We start from the raw sequence: 12389 nt of genomic DNA on the forward strand, positions 1-12389 counted from the left end.
GCTCCCCCCTCCTGTTCTCCCCCACCACTCGACCCCCTCCGGGAGTTGTGCACCATGACCGAGCGACTCGCCCCCGGGGCGCGGGAGTCGGAGCCGATACCGGCCCGCCGACGCCGGCCCCGGGTGGGGCACATCCAGTTCCTCAACTGCCTGCCGCTGTTCTGGGGACTGGCCCGCACCGGCACCCTCCTCGACATGGAGCTGCGCACCGACACCCCGGACGGCCTCAACGACGCGCTGGCCGCGGGCGACCTCGACATCGGGCCNNCGCCGTCGGCAGCGACGGCGACGTGATGTCCTGCCTGATCGTCAGCCAGGTCCCGCTGGAGGACCTGGACGGTGAGCGGGTCGCGCTCGGCTCGACCAGCCGCACCTCCGTGCGCCTGGCGCAGCTGCTGCTGGCCGAGCGCGTCGGCGTGCGGCCCGACTACTACGTCTGCCCGCCCGACCTGCGCACCATGATGACCGAGGCGAAGGCCGCCGTGATCATCGGTGACGCGGCGCTGCGCGCGGCCCTGCACCAGGCGCCCGCCATGGGGCTGCACGTGCACGACCTGGGCCGGATGTGGAAGGACTGGACGGGGCTGCCGTTCGTGTTCGCCGTGTTCGCCGCGCGCCGTGACTTCCTGGCCCGGGAACCGGAACTGGTGCACCAGGTCCACGCCAACCTGCTCGCCTCGCGCGACCTGTCGCTGACCGAGGTGACCAAGGTGTGCGAACAGGCGTCCCAGTGGGAGGAGTTCGACGCCGAGACGCTGGAGCGCTACTACACCACCGCGCTCGACTTCCGTCTCGGGCAGGCCCAGCTCGACGGCATCGCCGAGTTCGCCCGCCGGGTCGGCGGCGACGCCGAGGGCTTCCCGCCGGACGTCACCGTCCGGCTGTTCGAACCCGCCGCTTCCTGATCCCGTTACCGCACGCATCGCACGTCTTCACCAGGACGCGCTCCCGCACCACGGGCGCGCTCCCGCTCCCGACCGCATGTCCGTCCCGATCACGCCACCGGAAAGGCCGGCACCGTGTCCCGACCGCCGCACCACCCGCTCCAGCCCGTTCTCGACCGTGCCGCGGCCGGGGAACGGATCACGCCCGAGGAGGCGCTCGCCCTCTACCGCGACGCGCCGCTGCACGCGCTGGGCGCCGCCGCCGACGCCGTGCGCCGCCGCAAGTACGCCGGGACCGAGCACATCGCGACGTACATCATCGAGCGGAACATCAACTACACGAACGTGTGCGTCACGGCGTGCAAGTTCTGCGCCTTCTACGCCGCCCCCAAGGACACCGAGAAGGGCTGGACCCGCGACCTGGACGACATCCTGCGCCGCTGCGCCGAGACGGTCGAGCTGGGCGGCACGCAGATCATGTTCCAGGGCGGTCACCACCCGGACTACGGCGTGGAGTACTACGAGCAGCACTTCGCGGCGATCAAGAAGGAGTTCCCGCAGCTCGTCATCCACTCCCTGGGCGCGTCCGAGGTCGAGCACATGGCCCGGATCTCGAAGGTGAGCGTGGAGGAGGCCGTCAAGCGGATCCACGCGGCCGGTCTGGACTCGTTCGCCGGCGCCGGCGCGGAGCTGCTCCCCGCCCGTCCGCGCAAGGCGATCGCCCCGCTGAAGGAGTCCGGCGAGCGGTGGCTGGAGATCATGGAGATCGCCCACAACCTGGGTGTGGAGTCCACCTCCACGATGCTGATGGGCACGGGCGAGACCAACGCGGAGCGGATCGAGCACCTGCGGATGATCCGTGACGTCCAGGACCGCACGGGCGGCTTCCGCGCGTTCATCCCGTACACCTACCAGCCCGAGAACAACCACCTGAAGGGCCGCACGCAGGCGACCCTCTTCGAGTACCTGCGCATGATCGCCATCGCGCGGCTCTTCCTGGACAACGTCGCCCACATCCAGGGCTCCTGGCTGACCACCGGCAAGGAGATCGGCCAGCTCTCCCTGCACTACGGCGCGGACGACCTCGGGTCGATCATGCTGGAGGAGAACGTCGTCTCCTCCGCCGGCGCCAAGCACCGCTCCAACCTGATGGAGCTGATCACCCTCATCCGTACCGCGGGCCGGGTCCCGGCGCAGCGCTCCACGACGTACGAGCACCTCGTCGTGCACGACGACCCGGCGAACGACCCCGTCGACGAGCGGATCGTCTCGCACGTGTCCTCCACGGCCATCGCGGGCGGCACCGCCCACCCCGAGCTGAAGCTGATCGCCACCACCTGAGCCCCGGGCGTGTCTCCGGGGCTCGCGCGTGCCGGGTCCCGGACACACGCCCTCCGGCTCACCCCGGCGCACAGCCCTCCCCCATCCCTGCACACGAGGACGGAGAAGCCCATGGCGGGCGCCATTCACGCCACGGGTCTGGTCAAGACCTTCGGCGAGGTCCGGGCCGTGGACGGAGTAGACCTGGACGTGCCGGAAGGCGGCGTGCTCGGACTGCTCGGCCCCAACGGAGCGGGCAAGACCACGACCGTCCGGCTGCTCACCACGCTGCTGCGGCCCGACGCGGGCACCGCCACCGTGGCAGGGCACGACGTGGTCCGCGACCCGGACCGGGTCCGGCTGTCGATCGGGCTCTCGGGCCAGTTCGCGGCCGTCGACGACCGGCTCACGGGCCGGGAGAACCTCCGCATGATCGGTGAACTGTACGGGCTGCGCTCCCGGGCCGCCCGGCAGCGGGCGGACGAACTGCTGGACCGGTTCGACCTGGGCGCGGCCGCCGACCGCGTGTCCAGCACCTACTCGGGCGGCATGCGGCGGCGGCTCGACCTGGCCGGGGCCCTCGTGATCCGGCCCTCGGTGATGTTCCTCGACGAGCCGTCGGTCGGTCTGGACCCCACGAGCAGGCTGATGCTGTGGGACGCCATCGAGGACCTGGTGGCCCAGGGCACCACACTGCTGCTGACCACCCAGTACCTGGAGGAGGCCGACCGCCTCGCCCGCGACCTCGCCGTGGTCGACCACGGACGCATCATCGCGCAGGGCACACCGCGTGAGCTGAAGGAGCAGGCGGGCGGCCAGCGCATCGAGGTGGTCGTGTCCTGGCCGGAGCAACTCGACTTCGCCGCCGCACTCCTGGCGCGTTTCGGCACCCGTGCCCCGGACGTGGACCGGGTGCGCGGCACGGTCTCCGTGCCGGTGAACGGCGGGGTGCGGCTGCTCACGGAGGTCATCGCCGCGCTCGACGCCGACGGCATCGCGCTCACCGACATCGGACTGCGCCGCCCCACGCTGGACGAGGTCTTCCTGGCCCTCACCGAGGACACCCCGCGGGACCCCGGGCGCGCGGCGGTCGGCGCCGGCGCGCCGAGCGAGAAGGAGTGATGAACGTGTCGACAGCGGCACCGCCCGTACCCGAACTCAAGCCGGGCACGGCCGCCAAGTCCCTGCGCGACGTCCTCGTCGTGACGCGGCGCAACGTGATCCGGTCGGTGCGCATCCCCGAGGTGCTCATCCTCAGTCTGGTGCAGCCCGTCGTCTTCGTGCTGCTCTTCGCGTACCTGTTCGCCGGGTCCTTCGGTCTGCCCGGCGCCGAGGGCGCGGCGGCGTACCGCGAGTACATGATGCCGGGGTTCTTCGCGCAGACCATCGCCTTCGCCACCGCCGGCAACAGCAGTGTCAGCATGGCCAACGACGTGCAGAGCGGCATGGTGGACCGCTTCCGGTCGCTGCCGATGGCGCGGAGCGCGCTGCTCACCGGCCGCACCGTCGCGGACCTCGTGCAGAACGTCATCGTGGTCGGGGTGATGGTGCTGTGCGCGCTGCTGGTCGGCTGGCGCATCCATCACGGGCTGCCGCGCGCCGCCGCGGCGTTCGGGCTGCTGCTGCTCATGGGGTACGCGCTGTCGTGGGTGGGTGTCGTGATCGGCCTGTCGGTGCGCGCCCCGGAGGCGGCGGCCACCAGCAACTTCCTGTGGCTGTTTCCGCTGACGTTCCTGTCGAACGCGTTCGTGGCGCCCTCGACGCTCCCGACGGTGCTGCGCTGGGCCGCGGAGTGGAACCCGCTGAGCGCGACCGTGCAGGCCGCGCGGCAGCTGTTCGGCAACCCGGGGCTCACCGCCACGGGCTCCTGGCCCGCCGAGCACCCCGTGCTGGTGTCGGTGACCTGGTCACTGCTGATCGCGGTGGTGTGCCGGACACTGGCGGTGCGCCGCTACGCTTCGGCCGGCTCCTGAGGAGAGATCGTGACCGCGGAGGCCACGTTCCGGGCGGAGCTGATCCGCCCGGTGCACGAACTGCTCGCCGGGCACGCGTCGCGGCAGCCCGACCGGATCGCCTTCAAGGACACCCGTCGGGCGGTGACCTGGGCCGAGCTGGACCGGCGTACCGCCCGGGTGGCCGGCCATCTCGTGGAGCTGGGGCTCGCGCGCGGCGCGTCGGCGGTGATCTACCTGCCGAACCGGGTGGAGACGGTGGAGAGTTACCTCGCCGTCACCCGGGCCGCCGCCGTCGGGGTGCCGCTCGATCCGGGGTCGACCGACGCGGAACTGGCCCATCTGCTGGAGGACTGCGCGGCGGAGCTGGTCGTCACCGGCGCCGCGCAGTTGCCCCAGGTGCGCCGGGTGCTCGCGGACCGGCCCGGCACCGTGGTGGTCCTCGTCGGCGAGGACGGTGAGCCGGGTTTCACGGAGGCGGCCGGCCTCGCCGAGGGGGCCGATGCGGTGCTGCCGCGCTGGGAGGAGCTGGCGTCGTCGTGGTCGCTGCGCCATCCGCCCCGCGACGACCTGGGCCTCGACGAGCCGGCCTGGCTGCTCTACACGTCGGGGACGACCGGGCGCCCCAGGGGAGTGGTGTGCACGCAGCGGACGTCGCTGTGGGCGACCGCCGCCTGCAACGCGCCGCTGCTGGGCCTGTCCCCGCGGGATCGCGTCCTGTGGCCGATGTCGCTCTTCCACGCGGTGGCGCACAACGTGTGCGTGCTGGGTGCCGTGGCCGTCGGTGCCACGGTCTGCCTCACGGACGGTCCGGACGCCGACGAGGTGCTGCGCCGGGCGGCGGACGAGGACGCCACGTTCCTGGTGGGCGTGCCCACCCTGTACCACCAGATGGTGGAGCCGGCGCGGTCCGGTGCGCTCGCCGTGCCGCGGCTGCGGGTGTGCATGGTGGTGGGCTCGTCGTGCCCGCCGTCCCTGCACGATGCGTTCCGCTCCGCGTTCGGTCTCGCGCTGCTGGACAGTTACGGCTCCACGGAGACGGGCGGCGCGATCACCACGAACCTGCCGCAGGGTCCGTACGTGCCCGGTTCGTGCGGTGTTCCGCTGCCAGGGGTGACGCTGCGGCTCACGGACCCGCGCACCGGCGAGGAGGTGGAGCGGGGCGCCGAGGGTGAGGTGTGGGTGTCCAGTCCGGCGCTGATGCTGGGCTACCACCGGCAGCCGGAGGAGACCGCGAGGGTGCTCTCCGGGGGCTGGTACCGCACCGGTGACCTGGCCCGCCAGGACTCCGACGGATACGTGACGATCACCGGCCGGCTCAAGGAACTGATCATCCGGGGCGGGGAGAACATCCACCCGCGGGAGGTGGAGCGGGTCCTGGTCGAGGCGCCCGGGGTCGCGGACGCGGCCGTCGCGGGTGTCCCCCACGGGACGCTCGGCGAGGTGCCGGTCGCCTACGTGGTCCCAGCGGCAGGCGGGCTCGACGTGGAGGCGGTGCTGTCCGCCTGCCGGCGGCGGCTGTCGGCGTTCAAGCTGCCGGAGGAGATCCACGAGGTCACCGAGGTGCCCCGCAACCCCGGCGGGAAGATCGCGCGGAAGCTGCTGGCGGGGCTGCCGACGCGGACGCTGTGGCGACGTCCCCCGCAGGGGCCCGGGTCCTCGCCCCGCTCGTCGGCCGCCGTCGGTCTGGGCCTGGACGACGGCGGCCATCCGCTGCTGTCGGCGGTGGTGGAACTGCCCGGGCGCGACGAACTGGTGTGCACGGGCCGGGTCACCGCGACCGGGGACGATCCGACCCTGGCACAACGCGTGGACGGCACGGTGGTGCTCGCCGGGGCGGCCCTTCTGGACCTGGTGCTGCACGCGGCGGGCCGCGCCGGCTGCGCCAAGGCCCTGGATGTGACGGCGGACGAGCCGCTGGTGCTGCCCCGCCACGGTGGCGTGCAGTTGCGGGTGACGGTCGGCGTGCCGGAGGCCGACGGGGTGCGGCGGGTGACGGTGCACGGGCGGCGCGACGAGCACGGTGCCGCGCGACGGCCGTGGACCCGGTATGCGACAGCGACGGTGGCACCGGCCCCCGTCACGGAACCCGTCGCGGAACCCGCCGCGGGCCGGTCCGTGTGGCCTCCGCGGGGGGCCACCCCGGTCACCGGCCGGAACAATGCCGGCCGGCCGGAGGCCGCGCGCACGCCGCGCGGCGTGTGGCGCCGCGGCGACGAGGTCTTCGTCGAGGTGGCCCTGCCCGACTGGGTGACGGGCCAGGACCGTCACGCCCTCCATCCGGCGCTGCCGGACGCGGCGCTGGCGGGGGCGCTGGGCCTGGCCCGGGGGGCGGCGCCGGCCGGTGCCGGGCCCGTGGCGGCGGTGCGCTGGCGGGACGTGACGCTGCACGCCACCGGCGCTTGCGCACTGCGGGTACGGCTGCGGGAGACGCCGGACGGCTCCTGGGAACTGGAGGCTTCCGACGGCGCCGGGGACCCGGTGCTGAGCGCGCGTTCGGTGAGCTGTGCGCCGCTGCGGAGCGACGCCGTGCGCAGCGCGTCGGCGGCGCAGCAGGACGCCCTCTTCGAGGAGTCGTGGGAGCCGTACGCACTGCCGCGGTCCGCGGTCCGCGCGCACCGGTGGGCCATGGTCGGTCCGGACGCGTCGCGGGTGCGTGCGGCCCTGTCGTCGGCGGGCCGCCCCGGCGAGGCCTATCCCGATCCGGTGGCGCTGCTGAGCGCGGTCGAGGAAGGCGCGCCCGTCCCGGACGTCGTGGTCGTCTCCCCGACCGCGCGGGACGGCGCGGACCCGGCGGACGCGGTGCGTGCGGCGGTCGGTGAGGCCCTCATGTGGATACGGCACTTCGCCGACCCCCGGCTGGCGCGGACCCGGCTGGCCGTCGTGACCCATGACGCGGTCGTCACGGACGACGGGCGGCTTCCGGACGCGGGAGCGGCGGCCGTCCGGGGTCTCGTCGGCGCCGCGCAGGACCGTGCGCCGGGGCGCTTCGTGCTCCTCGACACCGATGCCGGGCCGGATTCCTGGCGCCGTGTCGAGGACGCCGTCGCGAGCGGCGAGCCGCGACTGGCCCTGCGCGACGGCCGTGCCCTGGTCCCGCGCGGGGTGCGGGTCCCGGCCGGGCCCGTGCCGGCCCTCGCCCCCGGGCGTACGGCCCTGTTCGCGGGCGTCGAGACGGAAGGGCCGGCCGAGGCGCTCCTCGTCCGGGCCGGCGGCGGCACCGGGCAGGGGGCGGCGGGGCCGCTGCTGACGGGGCCGTTCGCGAAGAGCGTCGCCGATCGGCTCGGGCCGTGTGCCGCGGCGCCGGAGCTGCTGCGCTGGGATCCGGTGGACCCGGCGGGGACGGTGCGGGCCCTGCTGGACGGTGCTCCCCGCACGGTGCTGTTCACCGCGGCCGTGCGCGCCGACGGCCCGACGGCGGACGCCCGGGCCGACGTGGACGCCGCGCTGCACCCGGTGCTCGGCCCGGCGCTCGAACTGGTGCGGTCGGCGCCGGGGCGTGACCTCGACCGCGTCGTGTTCGCGACGCCCGCGCCCGCCGTGGCGGGCCTGGCGGACGCGGCCGTGGCGGCGGTGTTCGACGTGTGGGCCCGGGCGTTGCGGCGGGCGGGTGTGCCCGCGGTGTCGCTGCGCGGCCCCGAGGGCGGCACCGACGAGGCGACGAACCTGTTCGCCGCCGCCGTCGCCGCGGGGCGGGCCTCGCTCACGGCACAGCGGCCGGACCTCCGCGTCCCGCACGGCGGCGGACCGCTCACCGCGACGGCCGCGCTGCTGCGGGACGCGGCGGGCGGGCTCGCACGGCGGACGGCGCGTGACGCGGCCGCCGGTCCCGGGGGCCTGCGCCGAAGGCTGGCGGTGCTGACCGCCGCCGAGCAGGAGGAGGTCCTGCTGCGCCTGGTGCGTGACCGGTTCGCGTCGGTGCTCGGGCTCGCCTCGACGGGTCAGGTCCCCGGGGAGGCGGAGACCCGTGACCTCGGGTTCGATTCGCTGACGGCGCTGAGCGCGCGCAACGCGCTGGAGTCGGCGACGGGGCTCTCCCTGCCCGCCTCGGTCGTCTTCGACTCCGCGACACCGGCGGGCCTGGCCCGCCACCTGCGCGGCGCGTTGCTGGCCGACGGGGACGGCTGACGGACTCCGGCAGGTCACGGGGCCTGCCGGATCTAGAGAAAGACCTAAGCCGCCCGCACCCATACTGACCCCGTAGGCAGGGGAGGACTCCCCGCCGTTCGCGTGCCCGGCGGCCCGGACCGCCCGAGTCGTGCGTCTCCGTTGCCCAGGTGATTGGAAGTCGAGCGTCGTGACTGAGAAGCCCCGTGTTGCGCTGGTCCGGCCGCTGCATGAGATCCTCGCGGACCACGCCCGGACCCGGCCGGACGCGCGGGCCTTCCAGGACGGCCGTCGCGCCGTCACCTACGCCGTGCTGGAGCAGCGCACGCGGTTCCTGGCCGGCCATCTCGTCGCGCGCGGGGTCGGCCGCGGCGACCGTGTCCTGCTGCGCATGGGCAACCGGGTCGAGATGGTGGAGAGTTACCTCGCCGTCGCGCGCGCGGGAGCGGTCGGCGTGCCGGTCGACCCGAAGTCCTCCGACGCCGAGCTCACCCACCACCTCACCGACAGCGGAGCGCGCACGGTGATCACCGGCGTGGCGCAGCTGCCCCAGGTGCGGCGGACGCTCGGCGGCAGCACCCTCGACGGCGGCCTGATCGTCGTCGGCGCCGCCGAACCCGTACCCGGGACCGCCGACTTCGAGGAACTCGCCGTCACCCCGCCGGCCACCGACGCGCGCGACGACCTCGGCCTCGACGAGACCGCCTGGATCCTCTACACCTCCGGCACCACCGGGCGCCCCAAGGGTGTGGTGTCGACCCAGCGCAAGTCCCTGTGGGCCACCGCCGCGTGCACCGCGACGATCCTCGGCCTTTCCCCGGACGACCGGGTGGTGTGGCCCATGCCGCTCTACCACGCCGCCTCGCACAACATCGGCGTCCTCGCCACGCTGGCCGTCGGCGCGTCGGCGTACATCCTGGAGGGCTCGGCCCCGGACGAGATCATCGAGACCGTCCGCAGCGAGCGGGCCTCCTTCCTGGTCAACTCCCCCAGCGTCTACCGCCGCATGGTGGAGCTGGCGGGCGAGGAGGGGGGCGGACTGCCCGGGCTGCGGGTGTGCATGGCGGCCGGCTCCGTCTGCCCGCCCGAACTGCACGAGGACTTCGAGGCCGCCTTCGGCGTACGCCTCGTGGACAGCTACGGCAGCAGCGAGACCGGAGGCGCCATCACCACCCAGGAGCCGACCGGGGCGCGGGTCCCGGGCTCCTGCGGAACCCCCCTGCCCGGCCTGACGCTGCGCCTGACAGACCCGCAGACGGGCGAAGAGGTGGCCGCGGGTGAGGAGGGCGAGATCTGGGTGCACAGCCCGGCCACCATGGTCGGCTACCACAACGACCCCGAGGCCACCGACGCCGTCCTCGTGGACGGCTGGTACCGCACCGGCGACCTCGGCCGCCTGGACCCGGCCGGCGCTCTCAGCATCACGGGGCGCGCCAAGGAGCTGATCATCCGCGGCGGCGAGAACATCCATCCCGCCGAGGTGGAGCGGGTGCTCGCCGGGCTGCCCGGCGTGGCCGAGGCGGCGGTGGCCGGCAAGCCCCACCCCGTGCTCGGCGAGGTGCCCGTCGCCTATCTGGTGCCGGGACCCGACGGCGCCGAGGGCATCGACACCGGGCGGCTCCTGGAGACGTGCCGCCGGGAGCTGTCCTACTTCAAGGTGCCCGACGAGTTCCACGTCATCGACGCCGTCCCGCGCACGGCGAACGGCAAGATCGCCCGCCGGCGCCTGCGCGACCTGACCACGAGGCTCCTCCTCGTCAACCCCGCCGTCACCGTCCGCCCCGCCACCGACGGCACGGACGGTACCGACGGCCCGGGCGCGGCGGCCGTCGTGATCCCGCGAGCCGACGGCACCGGCCCGTCCGCGGCCCGGCACGGACTGCTCACCCTGGTGCGGTCCGTGATCGCCGACATCCTCGGTCTGCCGTCCGTCCAGGACGTGGTCGTCGACCGGCCCCTGCACGAGGTGGGCTTCGACTCGCTGGCGGCCGTCGCCCTGCGTGACCGGCTGTCCGCGGCCACCGGCCACCGTCTCACGGCCGCCTTGGCCTACGACCACCCGACTCCGCAGGCCCTCGCGCAGTACCTCGACGGGCTGACCCGAGGCGGCTCCGCCACGGACGAGGCGGCACCGGCGGCCGACGTCACCGCCGCGGAGCCGGACGAGCCCATCGCCATCGTGGCGATGGGCTGCCGCCTGCCGGGCGGCACCCGGACACCGGAGGACTTCTGGAATCTGCTCGTGGCGGAGACCGACGCGGTCGGCCCGCTCCCGGAGGACCGCGGCTGGGACCTGGACCGGCTGCTGGACGACGAGGGGGCGGGCGGTGGGAAGTCGTCCGCCCGCCAGGGCGCGTTCCTCGACGGGGCGGGCACCTTCGACGCCGCGTTCTTCGGCATCTCGCCGCGCGAGGCGCTGGCGATGGACCCGCAGCAGCGGTTGCTCCTGGAGACCGCCTGGGAGACCTTCGAGCGCGCCGGCATCGACCCGACGACGATGAAGGGCAGCCGGACGGGCGTCTTCGCCGGGGTGATGCACGGAGGCTACGGCCCCGGGCTCTACGACCGTTCCCCGCGCGACCTGGAGGGCTACCTCGGCAACGGCGCCGCCACCAGCGTGGCCTCGGGCCGCATCTCCTACGCACTGGGGTTGCAGGGTCCGGCGATCACCGTGGACACGGCGTGCTCCTCGTCGCTGGTGGCGATCCATCTGGCCGCCCAGTCGCTGCGGAACGGGGAGTGCTCGCTCGCGCTGGCCGGCGGCGCCACCGTGATGTCCACCCCGGGTGCGCTCGTCGAGTTCAGCCGGCAGGGCGCGCTCTCCGCGGACGGGCGGTGCCGTGCGTTCGCGGACAGTGCGAACGGTACGGGGTTCGCCGAGGGCGTCGGTCTGGTGCTGCTGGAACGGCTGTCGGACGCGCGGCGGCTGGGCCATCCCGTCCTGGCGGTGGTGCGCGGCTCGGCGGTCAACCAGGACGGCGCGTCCAACGGCCTGACCGCCCCGAACGGACCGGCCCAGCAACGGGTGATCCGCGCCGCCCTGGCCCAGGCGGGCGTCTCACCCGCCGACGTGGACGTCGTCGAGGCCCACGGCACCGGCACATCCCTGGGCGACCCGATCGAGGCACAGGCACTCCTGGCCACCTACGGGCAGGCACGCTCCTCGGACGAGCCGGTGCTGCTGGGCTCGGTGAAGTCCAACATCGGCCACACCCAGGCCGCCGCCGGAGTCGCCGGCGTCATCAAGATGGTGCTGGCCATGCGGCACGGCACCGTCCCGCGCACCCTGCACGTCGACCAGCCGTCGACCCACGTGGACTGGGACACCGGCCACGTCCGGCTGGCGACCCAGACTCAGCCCTGGCCCCGCACGACGACCCCCCGCCGCGCCGGCATCTCCTCCTTCGGTGCCAGCGGGACCAACGCCCATCTCGTCCTCGAAGAGGCGCCGCACATCGAGCAGGCTCCGCCGACCGCCGATTCCGGCGCGTTGGTGCCGTTGGTGGTGTCGGGACGTGACGAGGATGCGCTGCGCGCGTCGCTGGAACGCGTCGCGGACTTCGTCGAGCGGCACACGGACGTGCCGGTCGAAGAAGTGGCACGAATGCTGGCCGGCTCACGGACCGTGTTCGAACACCGCGCCGCGATCCCCCTCACCGACACCGACCGCGACACCCTGATCCACCGCCTGCGCACCCCCGACGACGTGATCCGCGGAACCGGCCGCCCGGTGGGCAACCCGGTATGGGTCTTCCCCGGCCAGGGCGCCCAATGGACCGGCATGGCCGTCCCCCTGCTCGACGCGGGCGGAGTGTTCGCCGAACGGCTCACCCAGTGCGCCGACGCACTCGCACCCTTCGTCGACTGGGACCTGTTCGCAGTCCTGCGCGGCGAACCCGACCAGCCCGGCCTCGACCGCGTCGACGTCGTCCAACCCGCCCTCTGGGCCGTCATGGTCTCCCTCGCAGCACAATGGCGCGCCACCGGAATACACCCCACCGCCGTCATCGGACACTCCCAAGGAGAAATCGCCGCCGCCACCGTCGCCGGCGCCCTCTCCCTCTCCGACGGCGCACGCGTCGTCGCCCTGCGCTCCCAACTCATCGCCCAATACGCCGGCGACGGA

Annotated in this window: 5 protein-coding genes and 1 pseudogene; all 6 read left to right on the forward strand. The window is 74.1% G+C overall.

Annotated features, from left to right (window positions below; genetic code table 11):
* The first annotated feature begins 54 nt into the window (after positions 1-54).
* Positions 55-905, forward strand: a pseudogene (locus CCN29_RS30150) (menaquinone biosynthetic enzyme MqnA/MqnD family protein).
* 114 nt (positions 906-1019) lie between these two features.
* Positions 1020-2225, forward strand: coding sequence for a cyclic dehypoxanthinyl futalosine synthase (gene mqnC, locus CCN29_RS30155; protein WP_006130285.1), 1206 nt, complete (start codon positions 1020-1022; stop codon positions 2223-2225).
* A gap of 111 nt (positions 2226-2336) precedes the next feature.
* A complete protein-coding gene (locus CCN29_RS30160; protein ID WP_006130286.1) occupies positions 2337-3326 on the forward strand; it encodes a daunorubicin resistance protein DrrA family ABC transporter ATP-binding protein in 990 nt (329 codons plus the stop codon).
* On the forward strand, positions 3326-4177 hold the full coding sequence (locus CCN29_RS30165; RefSeq protein ID WP_006130287.1) for an ABC transporter permease: 852 nt from the start codon (positions 3326-3328) through the stop codon (positions 4175-4177). The genes CCN29_RS30160 and CCN29_RS30165 overlap by 1 nt, the downstream gene beginning before the upstream one ends.
* A gap of 9 nt (positions 4178-4186) precedes the next feature.
* A complete protein-coding gene (locus tag CCN29_RS30170; RefSeq protein ID WP_086685703.1) occupies positions 4187-8284 on the forward strand; it encodes an AMP-binding protein in 4098 nt (1365 codons plus the stop codon).
* 169 nt (positions 8285-8453) lie between these two features.
* Positions 8454-12389 (forward strand): type I polyketide synthase (locus CCN29_RS35435; protein WP_442538565.1); only part of this gene is annotated, 3936 nt, incomplete at its 3' end.

It is taken from the genome of Streptomyces pseudogriseolus, from assembly GCA_002154585.1.
Lineage (GTDB): Bacteria > Actinomycetota > Actinomycetes > Streptomycetales > Streptomycetaceae > Streptomyces > Streptomyces pseudogriseolus.